The organism is Anaerostipes hadrus ATCC 29173 = JCM 17467 (genome assembly GCF_030296915.1).
Lineage (GTDB): Bacteria > Bacillota > Clostridia > Lachnospirales > Lachnospiraceae > Anaerostipes > Anaerostipes hadrus.
Genome location: NZ_AP028031.1, coordinates 1,816,616 through 1,836,202, shown reverse-complemented (window position 1 = coordinate 1,836,202; position 19,587 = coordinate 1,816,616). Strand labels below are relative to the sequence as shown.

Annotated in this window: 18 protein-coding genes; 16 read left to right on the top strand and 2 right to left on the bottom strand. The window is 39.2% G+C overall.

Annotated features, from left to right (window positions below; translation table 11 throughout):
- The first annotated feature begins 7 nt into the window (after positions 1 to 7).
- On the top strand, positions 8 to 268 hold the full coding sequence (locus QUE18_RS08900; RefSeq protein WP_009204454.1) for a hypothetical protein: 261 nt from the start codon (positions 8 to 10) through the stop codon (positions 266 to 268).
- Between the two features lie 471 nt (positions 269 to 739).
- Here the strand turns inward: QUE18_RS08900 and ychF are convergent, their stop codons facing one another.
- The gene (ychF, locus tag QUE18_RS08895; RefSeq protein WP_008392014.1) at positions 740 to 1,831 is read right to left on the bottom strand and encodes a redox-regulated ATPase YchF; all 1,092 of its coding nucleotides are present in this window, start codon (positions 1,829 to 1,831) and stop codon (positions 740 to 742) included.
- Between the two features lie 185 nt (positions 1,832 to 2,016).
- On the opposite strand from ychF, the gene lgt reads away from it, so the two are divergent.
- From lgt to ftsZ, 11 genes are all read left to right on the top strand, one after another.
- Positions 2,017 to 2,904 carry a prolipoprotein diacylglyceryl transferase gene (gene lgt, locus QUE18_RS08890; RefSeq protein WP_009204456.1) on the top strand — a complete coding sequence of 296 codons (888 nt, stop codon included), beginning with the start codon at positions 2,017 to 2,019 and terminating at the stop codon, positions 2,902 to 2,904.
- A gap of 179 nt (positions 2,905 to 3,083) precedes the next feature.
- A complete protein-coding gene (gene mraZ, locus QUE18_RS08885; RefSeq protein WP_040344548.1) occupies positions 3,084 to 3,515 on the top strand; it encodes a division/cell wall cluster transcriptional repressor MraZ in 432 nt (143 codons plus the stop codon).
- Positions 3,516 to 3,527: 12 nt separating this feature from the next.
- Entirely contained in the window at positions 3,528 to 4,466 is a 939-nt protein-coding gene (rsmH, locus tag QUE18_RS08880; RefSeq protein ID WP_008392018.1) for a 16S rRNA (cytosine(1402)-N(4))-methyltransferase RsmH, read from the top strand.
- Positions 4,467 to 4,478: 12 nt separating this feature from the next.
- Positions 4,479 to 4,973, top strand: a complete 495-nt coding sequence (locus tag QUE18_RS08875; protein WP_008392019.1) for a septum formation initiator family protein — start codon at positions 4,479 to 4,481, stop codon at positions 4,971 to 4,973.
- A 3-nt stretch (positions 4,974 to 4,976) separates the two neighbouring features.
- Positions 4,977 to 6,800, top strand: a complete 1,824-nt coding sequence (locus tag QUE18_RS08870) for a peptidoglycan D,D-transpeptidase FtsI family protein (RefSeq protein WP_009204458.1) — start codon at positions 4,977 to 4,979, stop codon at positions 6,798 to 6,800.
- A 55-nt stretch (positions 6,801 to 6,855) separates the two neighbouring features.
- The gene (locus QUE18_RS08865) at positions 6,856 to 8,592 is read left to right on the top strand and encodes a peptidoglycan D,D-transpeptidase FtsI family protein (protein WP_009204459.1); all 1,737 of its coding nucleotides are present in this window, start codon (positions 6,856 to 6,858) and stop codon (positions 8,590 to 8,592) included.
- Positions 8,593 to 8,620: 28 nt separating this feature from the next.
- Positions 8,621 to 9,592 carry a phospho-N-acetylmuramoyl-pentapeptide-transferase gene (gene mraY, locus QUE18_RS08860; RefSeq protein WP_009204460.1) on the top strand — a complete coding sequence of 324 codons (972 nt, stop codon included), beginning with the start codon at positions 8,621 to 8,623 and terminating at the stop codon, positions 9,590 to 9,592.
- Positions 9,593 to 9,605: 13 nt separating this feature from the next.
- Complete coding sequence (gene murD, locus QUE18_RS08855; RefSeq protein WP_009204461.1) at positions 9,606 to 10,970, top strand: UDP-N-acetylmuramoyl-L-alanine--D-glutamate ligase; 1,365 nt, start codon at positions 9,606 to 9,608, stop codon at positions 10,968 to 10,970.
- Between the two features lie 3 nt (positions 10,971 to 10,973).
- The gene (locus QUE18_RS08850; protein ID WP_009204462.1) at positions 10,974 to 12,092 is read left to right on the top strand and encodes an FtsW/RodA/SpoVE family cell cycle protein; all 1,119 of its coding nucleotides are present in this window, start codon (positions 10,974 to 10,976) and stop codon (positions 12,090 to 12,092) included.
- A gap of 11 nt (positions 12,093 to 12,103) precedes the next feature.
- Positions 12,104 to 12,874 carry a cell division protein FtsQ/DivIB gene (locus QUE18_RS08845; RefSeq protein ID WP_009204463.1) on the top strand — a complete coding sequence of 257 codons (771 nt, stop codon included), beginning with the start codon at positions 12,104 to 12,106 and terminating at the stop codon, positions 12,872 to 12,874.
- 99 nt (positions 12,875 to 12,973) lie between these two features.
- The gene (ftsZ, locus tag QUE18_RS08840; RefSeq protein WP_008392026.1) at positions 12,974 to 14,131 is read left to right on the top strand and encodes a cell division protein FtsZ; all 1,158 of its coding nucleotides are present in this window, start codon (positions 12,974 to 12,976) and stop codon (positions 14,129 to 14,131) included.
- Positions 14,132 to 14,260: 129 nt separating this feature from the next.
- Here the strand turns inward: ftsZ and hydE are convergent, their stop codons facing one another.
- Positions 14,261 to 15,304: a [FeFe] hydrogenase H-cluster radical SAM maturase HydE gene (gene hydE / locus QUE18_RS08835; RefSeq protein WP_009204464.1), complete on the bottom strand. Its 1,044-nt coding sequence runs from the start codon at positions 15,302 to 15,304 to the stop codon at positions 14,261 to 14,263.
- Positions 15,305 to 15,495: 191 nt separating this feature from the next.
- On the opposite strand from hydE, the gene typA reads away from it, so the two are divergent.
- The 4 genes from typA to dapA all read left to right on the top strand — a co-directional run bounded on the left by typA (position 15,496) and on the right by dapA (position 19,582).
- Positions 15,496 to 17,316, top strand: a complete 1,821-nt coding sequence (gene typA, locus QUE18_RS08830; RefSeq protein ID WP_009204465.1) for a translational GTPase TypA — start codon at positions 15,496 to 15,498, stop codon at positions 17,314 to 17,316.
- Positions 17,317 to 17,455: 139 nt separating this feature from the next.
- The gene (locus tag QUE18_RS08825; RefSeq protein ID WP_009263958.1) at positions 17,456 to 18,091 is read left to right on the top strand and encodes a single-stranded DNA-binding protein; all 636 of its coding nucleotides are present in this window, start codon (positions 17,456 to 17,458) and stop codon (positions 18,089 to 18,091) included.
- 81 nt (positions 18,092 to 18,172) lie between these two features.
- Positions 18,173 to 18,661 (top strand): cob(I)yrinic acid a,c-diamide adenosyltransferase, encoded by a 489-nt coding sequence (locus QUE18_RS08820; protein ID WP_008392031.1) that lies wholly within the window; start codon positions 18,173 to 18,175, stop codon positions 18,659 to 18,661.
- Positions 18,662 to 18,697: 36 nt separating this feature from the next.
- Complete coding sequence (gene dapA, locus QUE18_RS08815; RefSeq protein ID WP_008392032.1) at positions 18,698 to 19,582, top strand: 4-hydroxy-tetrahydrodipicolinate synthase; 885 nt, start codon at positions 18,698 to 18,700, stop codon at positions 19,580 to 19,582.
- Positions 19,583 to 19,587: the final 5 nt, after the last annotated feature.

Here is a 19,587-nt window from a genome sequence, read left to right as displayed (position 1 = left end):
ATAAGATATGAAAAAATTATCAATACTACTTGCAGGGGTATGCCTAACAGCTGCACTATACAGCGCAGGCACAACTTATGGACAAAACAAAACCAACTCTGCCAAGCAGAAAGAAGACACAGTTACAACAAATAAATACCAAGGTGTAACGATTAAAGACAAAGCCAAAGGAAAAGTAACAAAGCAACAAGTCAGGGAACTAAAAAAAGAACACTCCGGTAAAGATGAAGGAAACATCATTATCTGGGAAGCAGAAGAAGCTAAATAGAGGGGAAAGAAATGTTAATACCAGATCTAATTATACAACTTATCACAGTAGTTATTGGAGTGGTACTATATACAGCTATATTTAAAATAGTAAAAAATGTGATTCATAAAATAATACATTAAAGAGGACAGTATTAGTTTTAGGGAAACAGTTGTGATATAACCAACACATTTTATTATTCAATAGTTCTTTCCAATAAACTTCAAGTATGTAAGATATCATAACAATCAAATAGTTCCCGTCCACAACGATTAGCATTTTATCATTATTTTTGACCGATTCGCAGCCGACATGGTGTATTGTCTGAGCGATATGGAAGTCATTTTGGACTTCCATAAGCGAGTTATACAAGGAATGTCGGCGAATCAGCGATCGGTCAAAAATGATGAATAAAACGCGTGTTGTGGACGGGAACTATTTGATTGTTATGATATCTTATATACTCAAAGTCTATGGTAAAGAAACTATAAATTAAACATTAAAGCGGAATACAATAATATCTCCATCTTTAACAACATATTCTTTTCCTTCCTGACGTACAAGCCCTTTCTCCTTACAAGCCTGCATCGTACCATACTCCTTCAAATCTTCAAAAGAAACAACTTCAGCACAGATAAATCCACGCTCAAAGTCTGTATGGATCTTACCAGCAGCCTGAGGAGCCTTTGTACCTTCTTTGATCGTCCAAGCACGTGTCTCGTCTTCTCCGGAAGTTAAGAAACTGATCAGTCCAAGAAGAGAGTAGCTGGCAGAGATCAGTTTTTCAAGACCAGATTCTTCTAATCCAAGATCCTCTAAGAATTCTTTCTTCTCATCATCATCTAATTCAGAGATTTCCTGTTCAATCTGAGCACATACAACGAATACTTTCGCATCAACGTCTGCAGCATACTCACGGACAGCTTTTACATAATCATTATCTTCTCCAGCAAGTTCATCTTCGTTAACGTTTGCAGCAAAGATCACTGGTTTGATCGTTAACAGGTTGCAGGAATTTAGGATTTCCTGATCTTCTTCATCATCGACTTCGAATGTCTTAGCAAGCTTTCCATCTTCCAGATGAGCTTTTACCTTAGATAAGAATTCAACTTCGTGAGCAAGAGATTTATCATTTCTTGATCCTTTTGTTGATTTTGCGATACGACGGTCTAACACTTCGATATCAGAGAAGATCAGCTCGAAGTTGATCGTTTCGATATCACGAAGTGGGTTTACAGAACCGTCAACGTGAACGATATTTCCATCATCAAAACAACGAACAACGTGAACGATCGCATCGACTTCACGGATATTTGCAAGGAACTGGTTTCCAAGACCTTCCCCTTTGGAAGCTCCTTTCACAAGACCTGCGATATCAACGAATTCGATCGCTGCAGGGATCACTTTCTTTGAATGGTATTTCTCAGCCAGATAATCAACACGAGCATCTGGAACTGTTACGATTCCCACATTAGGGTCGATCGTACAGAATGGATAGTTAGCGGATTCAGCACCGGCTTTTGTTAAAGAGTTAAATAATGTACTCTTTCCGACGTTTGGTAATCCAACGATTCCTAATTTCATAATCTATTAATTTCCTTTCTCATGGGTATTTCTTAAAACAGACCTTGAAAAAATATCCAAGGTCATACTGTAGATAGTTTACCATAAGCGACTTGAAAAGAAAAGAGAAATGGGATAAGATATCTTTGATTTGAGTAACAAAACAAAGAAGAGACAAAACGAGGCTTTAGAAAGGAAGAAAAGTGATGGAACATCAAATCAGATTCCCACATTTAGGGATCGTACTGAAAAATGTCGGTGATGGAATCAATATTGGAGGGTTTGAGATCAAATATTATGGAATGATCATTGCAACAGGATTCTTGCTTGGATTGATCGTTTCTTATTACGCAGCAAAACATGAAAATAAATTTGATCCGGAATTAGTCTTTGACTATCTGATCACGATGATCATTCCGGCGATCGTAGGAGCAAGACTCTATTATGTGATCTTTTCATGGGATTATTATAAGAATCATTTGTCAGAGATCATACAGATCAGAAATGGAGGACTTGCAATTTATGGAGGTGTGATCGCAGGTGCAATCACATTATATATCTTCTGCAAGAAGAAACATTTATCTATGCTTCAGTTTGGAGATGTGGCGGTAAAAGGGCTGCTTGTCGGTCAGATTCTTGGACGATGGGGCAATTTCTTTAACAGAGAAGCGTTTGGATCATATACCAACAGTTTATTTGCAATGCAGATTCCGACAAATTTCTTTATTGAACACGGAAGGATTGATGAGATCGTATCCAATGGATTGTATGATAAGGCAACTTATGTTGTATCTGGAAATGAAGCAGCAACCTTTATTCAGGTACATCCGACATTCTTATATGAATCTATGTGGAATCTTGTTTTACTACTGTTGATCATTTTCTTTTTTACGAAGAGAAAGAAATTTGATGGAGAATTGATTGCCATTTATTGTATTGGTTATGGAATCGGAAGATTTTTGATTGAAGGATTAAGGACCGATTCCCTGATGATCGGATCTACAGGGATCAGGGTATCCCAGATTTTAGCACTGATCCTTGCAGTATTTGGAACGGCATTTATCATATATAAAAGGAAGAAAATAACGAAATAAGACACAAAAAGAAGGGAAATAAAACCACTTTTAGGGAATCCCTTCTTTTTTGTGCAAAAAAACAAGGATTTCTAAGAAAAAACTAAGATTTGATTGTGGATTATTCCTTGCAATTTATAAGTCTATCGTATAAAATGAAATTTATAAGTGGTAAGAAGTGGTGGAAAGTGGTGATGTCCATGTTTATGGGGGAATTTAATCACACGATTGATGCAAAAGGCAGGCTGATCATTCCTTCACGATTCCGGGAAGAATTAGGTCAGGAATTTGTGATGACAAAGGGATTGGATGGATGCCTGTTTGTGTTCCCACAAAACGAATGGGAAAGTTTTCAAGGGAAGCTAAAAACTTTGCCACTTATTAATAAAGATGCCAGAAAGTTTTCGAGATTTTTCATGGCAGGGGCAGCTCCATGTGAGATGGACAAGCAGGGAAGAACCTTGGTCCCAGCGACACTTCGGGAATTTGCCCAGATGAAGAAAGAAGTTGTATTAACAGGAATGGCTGACCGCATCGAAATCTGGAGTAAGGAGAAGTGGATTGAGAACAATTCTTATGAGGATATGGATGATATTGCAGCCAGCATGCAGGAATTAGGATTAAGTATATAAGTTAGGTGGATTATGGAATTTAAACACATTTCCGTTTTATTAGACGAAACGATCGAAGAACTACATATTAAACCAGACGGAATCTATGTGGATGGGACTCTGGGCGGAGGCGGACATGCATATCATGTATGCCAGAAACTATCAGAGAAAGGAAGATACATCGGGATCGACCAGGATGCGGATGCGATTGCTGCAAGCACGAAGCGGTTAGAACCGTTTAAGGACAAAGTAACGATCGTGCGTGATAATTATGTAAACATGCCGAAAGTGTTACATGATCTTGGAATCGAACATGTTGATGGAATCTTGTTAGATCTTGGGGTATCATCCTTTCAGTTAGATGAGAAGGAACGTGGATTTACTTACAGAGAAGATGTTCCGCTTGATATGAGAATGGATCAGAGACAGTCACTGACTGCAAGAGATATTGTCAATGAATATTCCGAGATGGAACTATTCCATATAATCAGAGACTACGGCGAAGAGAAATTTGCAAAGAACATTGCAAAACATATCGTGAATAAGAGAAAAGAAAGTCCGATCGAAACGACCGGACAGTTAATAGAAGTCATCAAAGGTGCGATTCCGATGAAAGTCAGAGCCGTTGGAGGACATCCGGCGAAGAAGACATTTCAGGCGATCCGTATCGAATGTAACAGAGAATTAGACGTATTGAAAGACAGCATTGATGCGATGATCGATCTTTTAAATCCAGGTGGAAGATTATGTATCATTACCTTCCATTCTTTAGAAGACCGTATCGTCAAACGAGCTTTTAAGAAGAATGAGAATCCTTGTACATGCCCGCCAAACTTCCCAGTATGTGTATGTGGCAACGTATCGAAAGGAAAACAGTTAACAAGAAAACCAATCATTCCAGGGGAAGAAGAACTAGAGTACAATAAGAGAGCAAAAAGTTCCAAGCTTCGAGTATTTGAAAGGGCAGAATAAGGGAGAGTATCAATGGACAAGACGAGACAAGAACGATATAACATGATCTATGGCAACACAGCAAGGAAGATAGAAGATCTTGCTGCAGAGCCAGTGCGCAGACAGCCAAGGAAGACAAGAAAGGCAAGACCAAGAAGAGAACATCAGGTAAAGGAGTCAACAAGACAGAATCAGAAGAGAGCAATGTCGATCGATCTGGCCTTTATCAAGGTATTAGTTGCGGGACTTTGTGTGATCGCAGTTGCAAGTTTCTTTTATCTGTCAGAGCGTACGAAAGTTTTGAATCAAAAAGCGGCTCTTACGGATGCAAAGACACAGTTGAACACGCTGCAGGTAGAGAATGAAGATCTGAATCTTGAGATTGAACAGAGTATTCGTTTTGATACTGTAGAAACTGCGGCAAAGAAATATGGAATGGTGAAACCAGATTCCAAACATACTCTTCGTTATGAGAGCCAGGATGCAGAATACATACGCCAGTACGGGAAGATACCAAAAGCAGACTAAGAGGTGGCAAACTTGAAGAAAAGAAGAAAACCTATCAAACGATTAAATGATGCTATGAAACGACGTACGATGATCGCGTGCGGAATCATAGCACTTCTTTTTGTTCTACTGATTGGAAGATTGATCTATTTTAGTATATTTAAGAACGGAATTTACAAAAGACAGGTATTATCACAGCAGAATTATTCTAGTGAAACGCTTCCGTATAAAAGGGGAGATATCTTAGATCGTGATGGAAATACATTAGCAACCAGCCAGAAGATGTATACATTGGTTTTAGAACCAAAGAATATTTTAAGATCTGAAGAGGTACAGAAAGCAACCATTGATGCACTTCATAAATATATGAAGTTAGATGAAGATAAGCTGTTAAAATTTATAAAAAGACATAAAGATTCTTACTATTCTGTATATCGAGAAGAACTTTCTTATAGTCAGATCGCAGATCTGAAAGATTTTATCGCTTCAGACAAAGCAGAGAATGTCTCAGGGATCGTATTTAATGAAAAATACAAACGTCGTTATCCGAATCAGTCACTGGCAAGCCAGGTCATTGGCTTTGTATCAGACGGTACGATCGGAACTGGAGGGATCGAGCAGTATTATAACAGTACTTTATCAGGCGTCGATGGAAGAAAATATAAATATTTAAACGAAGAATTAGAACAGGATAGCTCCATTGTGGAGCCAGAGAATGGGAAAACAGTTGTCACAACGATTGACTCCAATATTCAGAAACTGGCAGAAGATCAGCTTTCTAAGTTTGAAAAGAAATATGGAAGTAAGGGAAGCAGCATTCTTGTGATGAATCCCAATAATGGAGAGATCTATGCAATGGCAAATTCTACTTCCTATAATCTGGAAAGCCCAAGAGATGATAAGAATCTCTTAAAGAAATACTCACAAAGTCAAGTTAATAAGATGAGTGAGAAAGAAAAGACAAAAGCATTTAATGAGATCTGGAAGAATCCAATTGTATCAAATGCATTTGAACCAGGTTCAACATATAAGCCATTTACGGTAGCAGCTGGTCTTGAAGAAGGAATCTTAAAGGGCAATGAAACTTATTATTGTGATGGATACCAGAAGGTTGGACCGCATACTATTCACTGTTCTCATAGAAGCGGACATGGATTGATCACGTTGTCTCAGAGTATTTCATTATCGTGTAATGATGCATTGATGCAGATTGCAGCCAAAGAAGGCAAGAATGTATTCGCAAGATATCAGAAGAATTTCAATTTTGGGAATAAGACAGGGATCGATCTTCCTGGAGAAGCACAGACAGCATCGCTTCTTCATGATGCAAAAGATATGACAGCTGCAGATCTTGCCACAAGTTCTTTTGGACAGTCATTTAACTGCTCTATGATCCAGATGGGAAGTGCATTTTGTTCTCTGATCAATGGAGGAAATTATTACAAACCGCATGTGGTCAAACAACTTCGAAGCAGTAATGGAGAAGTTGTCAGCAATATAGAGCCGACGTTAGTGAAACAGACGATCTCAAAAGAGACATCGGATAAATTAAGAAAATACATGAAAGAAACTGTTGATTCAGGAACTGGAACAAAGGCAAAGATGAAAGATTATACAGCTGGTGGTAAGACTGGTACTGCACAGAAGATTCCAAGAAGTGCAGGAACTTATATCGTATCTTTTTGTGGATTTGCTCCAGTGGAGAATCCACAGGTGTTAGTTTATGTTGTGATCGATGAGATTCAGAGGGATTCTCAGACGAATACAGGACTTGCAGTTGAGATCGCAAAGAAGGTGTTAGAAGGATCACTCAAGGAATTAAATGTTGCGAAAAGCAGCAAAAAGTAATATCATCATTTTATTTTCATAATCTTTATATTAAGACAGGGATCATGGAGATAAAATGAGGACGAAAGCAAAGAAAAAACTGTTGCTTGTCACGGCTGCATTTTTCACAGGGTTTTTGGTTGTGACGATAAAACTTTCTTATGTGATGATCGCTCAGGCGGATAAATATTTAAGTTTAGCCAGAAACCTGCATCAAAGAGACCGGGAGATTAAAGCGCCAAGAGGCAGTATTTACGACAGAAATGGCGTAAAGATCGCTTCGAACAAAGCAGTCTATTCGATCTCTGTGATATATTCTCAGGTGACCGACAGGGAAAAAGTAATAAAGGTCTTATCTGAGAATCTTAAGATCAAAGAATCTTTGATCCGAAAAAAAGTATATAAAAATTCAGTAAGGGAAAAAATTAAAAGTAATGTAGAAAAAGACATCGCAGACCGTATCCGTAAGTTTAAACTTGACGGGGTCAAGGTGGATGAAGATTACAAAAGAGTATATCCATATAATAACCTGGCATCGAAAGTTCTTGGATTTACAGGAGGAGATAACCAGGGAATCATTGGACTGGAGGTTTTTTATGATCGATATCTTAAAGGAAAGTCCGGAAGGATCCGGACACTGACAGATGGAAGCGGCATAGAAATCGATGGAGCATATGAAGAGAGGGAAGAACCAGTTGCCGGAGGGGATCTTTATATTTCGCTTGATGTGAATCTGCAAAATTATGCCGTGCAGGCATGTAAGAAGGTGAAGAAAGAGAAGAAGGCAAAACAGGTATCCATGATCTTGATGAATCCACAGAATGGAGAAATCTATGCAATGGTCAATGTTCCAGAATATGATTTGAATGATCCTTTTTCTTTGTCGGCAAAGAAAAGAAAGGCAAATAGTAAGAAACAACAGGAATATCTCAATAAGAAGTGGCGGAATTCCTGTTTAAATGATACTTATGAACCGGGATCGGTCTTTAAGATCGTAACGGCGACTGCAGGACTGGAATCATCGAAAGTCAGCGTGAATGATCATTTTAATTGTCCAGGATTTCGGATTGTGGAGGATCGCAAGATCCGGTGTCACAAAGTCGGAGGACATGGAAGTGAGACATTTAAAGAAGGTGTTATGAATTCCTGTAATCCAGTATTTATGGATGTCGGTGCCAGAGTTGGTGTGGATGGAATGTATCAGACATTCCGCCAGCTTGGACTGTTTGAGAAAACAGGGATCGACCTTCCTGGAGAAGCATCTTCGATCATGCATCAAAAGAAGAATGTCGGTGCAGTTGAACTTGCAACGATGTCTTTTGGACAGTCCATACAGATCACACCGTTACAGCTGTTAAGAGCAGTCAGTGCGGTGATCAACGGCGGGAAGCTGATCACACCGCATTTTGGAAGATATGTTCAGAAGCAGGATGGAACAAGATTAAAAGCTTTTTTTTATTCAGTGAAAGAAGGTGTCATAAAAAAACAGACATCGGAGACGATGAAAGAATTGTTAGAAGCAGTTGTTTCCGATGGATCAGGAAGAAACTGCCGGATGGATGGTTTTTCCATTGGGGGAAAGACGGCAACCAGTGAGAAACTTCCAAGAGGAAATGGAAAATATATTTCTTCTTTTTTAGGATTTGCGAAAGCAGACAATCCTGCGATCATTGGGATCGTGTTGATCGATGAACCACATGGAACTTACTATGGAGGAACGATCGCAGCCCCTGTGATGAGAAGTGTGTTTCAAACTGCACTTCCATACATGGGGATTTATAAAGAATATACGCCAGATAAAAAAGAACCGTAGACGAAACAAGAACAAATGAGGTGGCGACATGAATTATGGTATTGTAAAACCAGTTTTAATTGCCTTTTTTATCAGCGTACTTCTTAGCCCGATGATGATCAGGTATTTACACAAATTAAAATTCGGTCAGTTTATCCGGGGAGAAGGACCCGAATCACATCTGAAGAAATCAGGGACTCCGACGATGGGAGGACTGATCATATTACTTGGAATCGTAATCGCATCGTTATTTTATGTTAGAAGATATCCGATGATCATCCCAGTGCTGTTTGTGACGCTGGGATTTGGATTTATCGGATTTATCGATGATTACATCAAGGTAGTTATGAAAAGGAACCTGGGACTGCGGGCCTGGCAGAAGATGTTTGGGCAGATCATAGTCACAGGAATCTTTGCGTATTATTTGATAAATTACACGCAGATAGGAACTTCGATGCTGATTCCTTTTACACATGGTAAATATTTAAACCTTGGAGTATTTTTTATCCCAGCGGTTTTTATCATTTTGTTAGGAACTGTGAATGGAGCTAATTTTACGGATGGATTGGATGGACTTGCATCAAGTGTTACGGTATTGATCGCAACATTTTTTACAGTGGCAGCCATTGGAATGGGGCATAATGATCTGGCAGCTGGAATCTGGCCGGTATCTTGTGCGACGGTTGGCTCACTTCTTGGTTTTTTAGTATTTAATGTATATCCGGCGAGAGTGTTTATGGGAGATACAGGCTCGCTTGCACTTGGGGGATTTGTGGCAGCAACAGCATTGATGCTTCGCCTGTCTTTATTTATCCCAATTGTTGCATTGATCTATATGATCGAGGTATTATCTGTTATGGCACAGGTATTATATTTTAAAATGACAAAAGGAAAAAGATTATTTAAAATGGCACCGATCCATCATCATTTTGAATTGTCAGGATGGCCAGAAACAAAGGTTGTAGCAATCTTTGCGATCACCACGGCAGTTTGTTGCCTGATCGGACTGGTAGCGATTTAGTAAGGAGAAAGAAATGATAGATACAAGCAAGAAATTTTTAGTAGCAGGAGCAGGAAAAAGTGGAATTGGTTCTGTCAATCTGCTTTTAAAAACAGGTGCAGATGTCAGTCTGTATGATGGAAAGGAAGACCTTGAGAAAGAGGCACTTTATGAGAAATTATATGAAAAGAAAGAGATTCCATTGATCTTAGGAAATATCACAAAAGAAGATGTAAGTAAGTTCGATCTATTAGTGTTAAGTCCTGGGATTTCAGTAAATGCACCGATCGCACAGATGTTTCGTGATCAGGAAAAGCCAGTATGGAGTGAGATTGAATTAGCATATCAGGCATCCAAAGGAAGAATCGCAGCGATCACAGGAACCAACGGAAAGACAACGACAACAGCGCTGACTGGAGAGATCATGAAAGGATATTATGAAAGCAGTTTTGTTGTCGGAAATATCGGAATTCCTTATACAAGTGTTGCGCTTGATACAAAAGAGGACAGTGTAACAACTGCAGAGATCAGCAGTTTCCAGTTAGAAACGATCGTTGATTTTAAACCGGATGTATGTGCAGTTCTTAATATCACACCAGATCATTTGGATCGTCATGGTACAGTAGAAGTTTATGCACAGACAAAAGAATCCATTGGAAAAAACCAGACAAAAGACCAGGTAATGGTATTAAATTATGAAGATGATACAACAAGAGCTATGGCAGACAGAGCGAATGGAACAGTTCTGTTTTTCAGTTTGCATCATAAAATAAAAGAAGGGGTTTCCATGGAAGGTGATGCATTTATCATCGAAGAAAATGGAAAGAAACAGATCGTATGTACATTAGATGATGTGAATCTGTTAGGAGACCATAATTATGAAAATATTTTAGCAGCGATCGCAGTGACTTATTCTATGGGGGTTCCAGTTTCATATATCAAAGAAGGAATCAAGAGGTTTAAAGGTGTAGAACATCGTATTGAATATGTGGATACAGTGAAAGGTGTTGCATACTATAACGATTCTAAAGGAACGAATCCAGATGCAGCGATCAAAGGAATCAAAGCAATGAACCGCCCAACATGGCTGATCGGTGGTGGATATGACAAGAAATCTACATATGATGAGTGGATCGAAGCATTTGACGGAAAAGTTAAAGAACTGATCTTGATGGGTGTAACAGCACCAAAGATCGCTGATTGTGCAAAAACACATGGATTTGATAAGATCAAGTTTGTTGATTCTATGGAAGAAGCAGTTTCATACATTGCAGGAAAAGCCCAAGATGGAGAAGCAGTTTTATTATCACCTGCATGTGCAAGCTGGGGAATGTTCCCGAATTATGAAGTCAGGGGAGATATCTTCAAAGATTGTGTCAGAAAATTAAAGGAGAACTAAAAAGTGGCAAATCGCATCAAAGAAAAATATATGGCCGGCAAAAGATACTTTGATTATCCGATGTTGTTTTTGGTAATATTTCTGATATGTTTTGGTCTGGTTATGATCTATAGTACAAGTTCATATAAGAGTACTGTCACATATGGAAATTCCTATCACTGGCTGTTAAGGCAGGCAGTTGCGATAGTGTTAGGTGCGGTTGCAATGGTTGTATGCTGTAAACTAGATTACCACATCATGAAAAGTGAGAAGTTTGGAAATGGCTGTTATTGGGCTAGTATCGTACTGTTAGTTCTTGTGTTGATCATAGGTGCAGCAAAGAAGGGTGCAGTCCGCTGGATCAGCATCGCAGGATTTCAGTTTCAGCCATCAGAAGTATCTAAGATCCTGGTTGTGATCTATCTCGCGAACAGATTATCAGCAAATGCTCATAAGATTCGAACATTCAAAGATAGTATCGTGATCGTTCTTCCAACGGTCCCGATCATTGCTCTGATCGTTACACAGAACTTAAGTACAGCACTTGTCGTGTGTTCGATGATCGGTGTCATGCTGTTTGTGGTAAGTCCGAAGATGAAAGAACTTATGTTAACAGCAGGCGGTGGAATAATACTCTTGTTCGTGTATCTGTTGACGGCAAATAGTTATCGAAACGAGCGTGTACAGATTTGGCTGCATCCAGAAAGTCACAAAAAGGGATTTCAGACGATGCAGGCATTATATGCGATCGGTTCCGGTGGGATTTTTGGAAAAGGACTTGGGCAGAGTATGCAGAAGATGGGATTTATTCCAGAATCACACAATGATATGATCTTTTCAATCATTTGTGAAGAATTAGGATTGTTCGGGGCAGTTTGTCTGATCCTTGTGTTTGTGGCACTGATCTTTCGGATGCTCTTGATCGCACTGAATACAGAAGACTTATTTGGATCACTGGTTGTGATCGGTTTTATGACACATATCGCAATTCAGGTATTCATTAATATCGCCGTTGTAACAAACACGATCCCACCGACAGGAATTCCACTTCCATTTATCAGTTATGGAGGTACATCGATCCTTGTTGTTATGATCGAAATGGGAATCGTATTATCAATTTCTAAGAAAATTCACATAAGATAAGGGTGAGTGTGATGGAAGAAAAAAAAGTCATCCGTATGGATGAGCATAAAAACAAGAATAAAGTACATAAACTATCGGGGAAGAAAATACTGCTTGGTATCGTTGCAGTTTTGATCCTTACAGTTGTGATCATTGCAGGGACGTGTAAAACAAAACAGATCAAAATTTCTGGATTAAGTTATTATACAGAAGCAGAAGTTAAAAAGGCAGTTGTAGAGAATGGATATATTGATAACTCGGTTGCATATTTCTTAAAATGTAAGATTGCGTCACCAGATCTTCTGCCATTTATAGATTCGATTCATGTAAGGATCAACCGGCCAGATACGATCACGGTCGAGGTAAAAGAAAAAAAGAGGGCTGGATGCCTTCTGTATAATGGAAAATATGTCTATTTTGATAAAAATGGTTATGCATTGGAAAGCTATGAAAAGAAATATGACGATGTTCCATTGGTTACAGGGCTTAAATATGATGAATTGGTCATGCAGGAGAAGATCCCAGTCAAGAAAGAGAAAGTTTTTTCTTATCTTTTAGAACTTACGACTGCAATTGATAAATATAATCTTCCGATCGATCAGATTTATATCAAAGAAGATGGAAATGCCTTATTGATCAGCGATAAGATAACGGTTGATCTTTATAATAAAAAGGATATTGATATCAAGATTTCTGAATTAGCAGGGATGCTTAAGAAAGTAAAAGGGAAAGGTGGAACTATTGACATGAAGTACTTTAGCGAGGACCACAAAATTGCTGTTTTTCAACCAAAAAAGAGTTGAAAAAACTTAGTAAAGAAGGTATCATTAAGTTAGTGTACAGAATTTAAGGGAGTCATTTTAACATAGATGGCGTGAAGGAGGAACAACGTGGTTGAGATTATGCCTAGTGTTGAGAACACACAAGCAAGGATTTTAGTAATAGGAGTCGGTGGAGCAGGAAACAATGCGGTAAACCGAATGGTAGATGAGAATGTCCAGGGTGTTGAACTCGTGGGTGTGAATACAGATAGACAGGCTTTATCTTTATGTAAAGCAGGAACAAAGATCCAGATCGGGGAGAAACTGACAAAGGGACTTGGAGCAGGAGCAAAACCTGAGATCGGGGAAGCAGCGGTTGAAGAGAATCGTGAAGAGATCACAGAATTGGTTCAGGGATCAGATATGGTATTTGTAACATGTGGAATGGGTGGAGGTACCGGTACAGGTGCAGCACCGATCATTGCAGAGATTTCCAAAGGACTTGGAATCTTAACAGTTGGAGTTGTGACAAAACCATTTACATTTGAAGGAAAGCCTCGTATGAACAATGCAATGTCAGGAATTGCACGCCTTCAGGATCAGGTGGATACAATGATCGTCATTCCGAATGACAAGTTGTTACAGATCTGTGATAAGAGAACAACGATCCCAGATGCACTGAAGAAAGCAGATGAAGTACTGCAGCAGGGTGTACAGGGAATTACAGATATGATCTACAACCCAGGATTGATCAATGTCGATTTTGCTGATATTCAGACAGTTATGAGAGATAAAGGTATTGCACATATCGGTATGGGTGTTGCAGACGAAGAACTTGAAGCAATCAAGACAGCGATGGAAAGTCCATTGCTTGAGACAACTGTTGCAGGAGCTACAGATGTGATCGTCAATTTCGCAGGAGCGGTTGGAATGTTAGAAGCACAGCAGGCTGTGGAATACTTGAAAGACGAAGCAGGAGACGATGTCAATGTCATCTTCGGTACAGTCAATGCAGATTTTGGAGATCAGATCAGTGCAACGATCATCGCAACAGGAATCAAATCCGCAGATATTACAGGGAATGCAAGAACTGGATTTGCTGCAGCGAAGAAGCCAGTACAGCAGACACAGCAGGCTCCGGAATTTTCAGGGCAGCCATTACATAATGGAAAGGTCATGGAGGAAGAACAGCCAGTACAGACAACAAGCTATGTTTCTGAACCTGAGATGAAAGAGATCGAACAGGAAAGCTCTAAGATCAACATACCAGAGTTCTTATTAAAGAGCAGAAGAAGATAATTTCTTAACAGATAAAAGACAGAATAAAAGCGTGTAGGATTTCAAAGATTCTACACGCTTTTTCATATCATAGGAAATTCCGATGGAATCTCCTATGCAAAGATTCTTTCTTAACTGCTGATAAGCAGGTTATTCGATATAATCTCCACGGCTGAATACAAGCTGATAATCAATACTGGCAAGACGTCTTCCAAGACAGCCAGCACATTCAGCAGCTTCCTCACCAGTGCAGATCTTATTGTCATATAAAGAATAATCTTTTCTTACTGCAACAGGAGAAAGGTTCGGCATAACAACATTTGCACCTGCAAGAATTCCTTTTTCCCTTCCACGAGGATCAATCGTACCAAGTGCTGTTGTGGAAGGAAGCAAAAGATGAGGATTCATCAGACGAAGAATACTCACAAGGTATGTGGTAAGTTCCACACTTCCAGAAGGGAATTCCTTAAATCTTGTATCGTGATGTGGAACAAAAGGACCGATTCCGACCATCTGTGGGTCAAGTTCCTTGATAAATAGCAGGTCGTCTGCAAGATTCTCAACCGTCTGATAAGGGGCTCCAACCATAAATCCAGTTCCTACAGCATAGCCGATTTCTTTTAGATTCCACAGACACTGGATCCGGTTTTCTAAAGAAAGACTTTCTGGGTGGAGTTTCTGGTATAGCTCTGGGTCAGCAGCTTCATGTCGAAGCAGATAACGATCAGCACCTGCATCATATAATTTTTGATAACTTTCTTTGGAGCGTTCCCCAAGAGAAAGTGTGATGGCACAATCAGGGTAGCGCTTTCTGATCTCTGCCACGATAGGAACCATAACTTCATCTGTATAATGAGGATCCTCACCGCCTTGAAGAACAAAGCTTCGATATCCAAGCTGGTAACCATTCTCACAGGCAGAAAGGATTTCCTCTTTTGACAGACGGTAACGATTTGCATTTGGATTGCTGCCTTGAATTCCGCAGTAATAGCAGTTATTTTTGCAGTAATTCGTAAATTCTACCAATCCACGTGGGAAAACACCATTTCCATAGATATTTACAGCTTCTTCTCTGGCAAGAGAGGCAAGATAAGATGCGCTTTCTTCGTTCCGTTCTTTAATAAGTGTGATAAATTCTTCTTTTGTCAATGTATGCTCTTTATGCAAACGATCAATTAGTTCGTGTAAATTCATAATGTCCAACTCCTTTTCTGGTCTATAAGAAATATAACATATAATAGAAGAAAAGCCAAAGAATATCGTTGGTACAAAATAATAAAATTGCAACTTTTCATTGAGTGTGATAGAATAAGAAAGTTAATCTTGGCATGCTTTATAAATGCCATGGAAACTGATACAGAAAGATACTAGAAAGAAGGATATAAATGAAGCGCGAAGATGTGAGAAATATTGCAATCATTGCCCATGTCGATCATGGTAAGACAACATTAGTAGACGAGATGTTAAAACAGAGCGGAATCTTCCGTGACAATCAGGAAGTCGCAGAGAGAGTCATGGACTCAAATGACATCGAGAAAGAAAGAGGAATCACGATTCTGTCTAAGAATACAGGAGTTATGTATAATGGAATCAAGATCAATATCATCGATACACCGGGGCATGCTGACTTTGGTGGAGAAGTAGAACGTGTACTGAAGATGGTAAATGGTGTTGTATTAGTTGTTGATGCATTTGAAGGACCAATGCCACAGACAAAGTTTGTATTAAAGAAAGCATTAGAGCTTGATCTGTCTGTGATCGTATGTGTCAATAAAGTAGACCGTCCAGAAGCAAGACCAGATGAAGTTGTTGATGAGACATTAGAACTATTAATGGAATTAGATGCAGGGGATAAACAGCTTGACTGTCCATTTGTATTTGCATCAGCCAAAGAGGGATTCGCAACATTAGATCTTGATGGTGAGAAGAAAGATATGAAACCATTATTTGAGACGATCATTGAACATATCGAAGCACCAGAAGGTGATCCAGAGAAACCATTACAGGTATTGATCAGTACGATCGACTACAATGAATATGTTGGACGTATCGGAATCGGTAAAGTAGATAATGGCGAGATCGCGGTCAACAAAGAATGCATCGTAGTGAATGCTCATGACCCAGAACGTAAAGAAAAAGTCCGCATCACAAAATTATATGAATTTGAAGGACTTGATAAAGTAGATGTAAAGAATGCACAGATAGGATCTATTGTAGCGATCTCAGGAATCTCAGATCTGTCAATTGGAGATACGATCTGTGATGTGGATGGAGCAGAAGCAATTCCATTCCAGAAGATCTCAGAGCCAACGATCTCTATGCAGTTTATGGTAAATGACAGCCCTCTTGCAGGTCAGGAAGGTAAATATGTTACATCAAGACATATCAGAGACAGATTGTTCAGAGAATTGAATACGGATGTCAGCCTTCGTGTGGAAGAAAGTGAGAATCAGGACAGCTATAAAGTATCTGGACGTGGAGAATTACATTTATCTGTATTGATCGAGAACATGCGTCGTGAAGGATATGAATTTGCAGTCAGTAAAGCAGAAGTATTATATCATTATGATGAGAATGGTAAGAAATTAGAGCCAATGGAGATTGCCGTCATTGATGTTCCAGAAGAATTTACAGGGGCAGTTATTGAGAAGTTAAGCCAGAGAAAAGGTGAACTTCAGAATATGACAGCAGCCAATGGAGGTTATGCAAGACTTGAATTCTCTATCCCATCCAGAGGACTGATCGGGTATCGTGGAGAATTTATGACAGATACAAAAGGAAATGGTATCTTAAATACACTGTTTGATGGATATGGACCATACAAAGGGGATATCCAGTATCGTAAACAGGGATCATTGATCGCATATGAAGCAGGAGAAACGATCACATATGGTCTGTTTAATGCACAGGAGAGAGGTACTTTATTTGTAGGACCTGGTGAGAAAGTATACGGTGGAATGGTCATCGGACAGACTGGTAAAACAGAAGATATCGAGATCAACGTATGCCGCAGCAAGAAGCTTACAAATACACGTGCTTCAGGATCAGATGATGCATTAAAATTATCTCCTCCAAAGATCTTAAGCTTAGAGCAGGCATTAGAGTTTATCGATACGGATGAATTACTTGAGATCACTCCAGAGAATATCCGTATCCGCAAGAAGATCTTAGATCCAACAATGAGAAAACGTGCAAAATTCTCATAAGATCATGCACGGTATGAAAGCCGTTTAAAACATGTCGAAAAAGTGTGACTAACTTTGTCGAAGGATTTTTCTTCTAATTGTGTCAAAATTGGAATACGATTTAAAGTATACTAATAGAACACAAGAAGGGAGAAAGAGTATGACAGAGCAGGGAATCAATCATAATCAAGTGGAGGTTTGCGGACGAATTAATTCAGCGTTTGAATACAGCCATGAGATTTTCGGAGAAGGATTTTATACAGTCAAACTTTTAGTAAACAGATTAAGTGAAGCAACAGACGAGATACCATTATTAATATCAGAGAGGCTCGTTGATGTGACAAAAGATTACAAAGGAATGCTTGTAAGAGCTTGCGGTCAATTCCGTTCCTTCAACAAGCACGAGGAGAATCGTAATCATTTGATCTTATCTGTATTCGTCAGGGATCTGGAATTTATAGAAAGCATGGATGGAGTCAGACCGAATCAGATCATTTTAGATGGATTTATCTGTAAGCAGCCAGTATATCGGATGACACCGCTGGGAAGAGAGATTTGTGACATCTTGCTTGCAGTGAACCGTTCCTATGGCAAATCCGACTACATACCATGCATCTGCTGGGGAAGGAATGCGAGATTTGCAGGGAATCTTGAAATCGGTTCAAGAATTCAGCTGATCGGAAGAATTCAAAGCAGAGAATATCAGAAAAGAGTTTCAGAAAATGAACTGATCAGACGAGTTGCATATGAGGTATCAGTAAACAAACTGGAGTTTCATGAAAAGGATGAAGAATAGTTGTATTTATAGTATCAGAAATGATATAATATCCTAAACCAAATATATTACTACAAAAGGAAGATTCTTTGAGGTGAAAAGATGGAAGGACGAGTGGAAATATACTGTGGCCAGGGCAGAGGGAAGACATCCTGTGCGATCGGCCAGTGTGTGAAAGCAGCCGGGCAGGAAAAGCAGATCATTATGGTTCAGTTCCTGAAAGGAAAGGAGACCGAAGAATTAAGCTTTTTCAAACGTTTAGAACCAGAAGTACAGTTGTTTCGTTTTGAAAAGTACGAGAGATTGTATGAGGATCTGAATGAAGAAGAGAAGAAAGAACAAGATCATTTTATTTATAATGGATTAAAATATGCACATAAAGTCATAGATACGAGACAGTGCGACATGGTCGTTTTAGATGAAGTGCTTGGACTTTTGGACCTTGGACTATTAAAGACCGAAGAACTGGTGGAGATGTTAGAAAATCGTAGTGATGACCAGACGATCATCATGACAGGACGGCAGATTCCAGAAGCATTGATTCCATATGCAGATGCAGTATATGAGATTAGTACGATCAAAGAATCTTAATGTTGATGCTACATAGGATGATAGGAGGAAAGAAAAATGTCAATTTTTACAGGTGCAGGTGTTGCATTAGTGACACCATTCAAAGAAGATTTATCGGTGGATTATGATCAGTTAGAGAAATTTATTGATTTCCAGATCGATAACGGAACAGACAGTATCGTTATCTGTGGAACTTCAGGAGAGGCTTCTACAATGTCTCATGACGAGCAGATCGAAGTAGTCAGTGCATGTGTTTCTCATGTCAATGGAAGAGTTCCAGTTATCGCAGGAGCAGGAGCGAACTGCACAGATGAAGCACTGAACCTTGCCAAGAGATCAGAGAAAGCAGGAGCAGACGGACTGTTAGTCGTAACACCATACTATAACAAAGCAACACAGAAAGGTTTGGAAGAATATTATACAACAGTTGGTAATTCTGTAGACATTCCAATCATCATGTACAATGTGCCAGGAAGAACAGGAACAAACATCCAGCCAGCTACAGCAGTGAAGATCGCGAAGAGTGTTGATAATATCGTAGCGATCAAAGAAGCAAGCGGAGATATCGGTCAGGTAGCAACTCTTGCAGCATTAGCAGACGGATGCTTAGATATTTATTCAGGAAATGATGATCAGGTTGTACCTCTTTTAGCATTAGGTGGAAAAGGTGTCATCTCTGTATTATCCAATGTAGCACCAAGAGAAACTCATGATATGGTAATGAAGTTCTTAGAAGGGGACGTCAAAGGAAGTTTAGATATCCAGTTAAAATACATGGATGTGATCCATAACTTATTTAGCGAAGTAAACCCAATTCCTGCAAAACGTGCAGTAGCAGAGATGGGATATTGTAAAAATATCGTTCGCCGTCCATTAACAGAGATGGAAGAGGATCACGCACAGGTATTAATTCAGTCAATGAAAGAAGCAGGAATTCTTTAAGGAGT

Coding starts and splice junctions, on each gene's coding strand:
- QUE18_RS08900 (WP_009204454.1), top strand. CDS start 8: ATGAAAAAATTATCAATACTACTTGCAGGGGTATGCCTAACAGCTGCA.
- ychF (WP_008392014.1), bottom strand. CDS start 1,831: ATGAAATTAGGAATCGTTGGATTACCAAACGTCGGAAAGAGTACATTA.
- lgt (WP_009204456.1), top strand. CDS start 2,017: ATGGAACATCAAATCAGATTCCCACATTTAGGGATCGTACTGAAAAAT.
- mraZ (WP_040344548.1), top strand. CDS start 3,084: ATGTTTATGGGGGAATTTAATCACACGATTGATGCAAAAGGCAGGCTG.
- rsmH (WP_008392018.1), top strand. CDS start 3,528: ATGGAATTTAAACACATTTCCGTTTTATTAGACGAAACGATCGAAGAA.
- QUE18_RS08875 (WP_008392019.1), top strand. CDS start 4,479: ATGGACAAGACGAGACAAGAACGATATAACATGATCTATGGCAACACA.
- QUE18_RS08865 (WP_009204459.1), top strand. CDS start 6,856: ATGAGGACGAAAGCAAAGAAAAAACTGTTGCTTGTCACGGCTGCATTT.
- mraY (WP_009204460.1), top strand. CDS start 8,621: ATGAATTATGGTATTGTAAAACCAGTTTTAATTGCCTTTTTTATCAGC.
- murD (WP_009204461.1), top strand. CDS start 9,606: ATGATAGATACAAGCAAGAAATTTTTAGTAGCAGGAGCAGGAAAAAGT.
- QUE18_RS08845 (WP_009204463.1), top strand. CDS start 12,104: ATGGAAGAAAAAAAAGTCATCCGTATGGATGAGCATAAAAACAAGAAT.
- ftsZ (WP_008392026.1), top strand. CDS start 12,974: ATGCCTAGTGTTGAGAACACACAAGCAAGGATTTTAGTAATAGGAGTC.
- hydE (WP_009204464.1), bottom strand. CDS start 15,304: ATGAATTTACACGAACTAATTGATCGTTTGCATAAAGAGCATACATTG.
- typA (WP_009204465.1), top strand. CDS start 15,496: ATGAAGCGCGAAGATGTGAGAAATATTGCAATCATTGCCCATGTCGAT.
- QUE18_RS08825 (WP_009263958.1), top strand. CDS start 17,456: ATGACAGAGCAGGGAATCAATCATAATCAAGTGGAGGTTTGCGGACGA.
- QUE18_RS08820 (WP_008392031.1), top strand. CDS start 18,173: ATGGAAGGACGAGTGGAAATATACTGTGGCCAGGGCAGAGGGAAGACA.
- dapA (WP_008392032.1), top strand. CDS start 18,698: ATGTCAATTTTTACAGGTGCAGGTGTTGCATTAGTGACACCATTCAAA.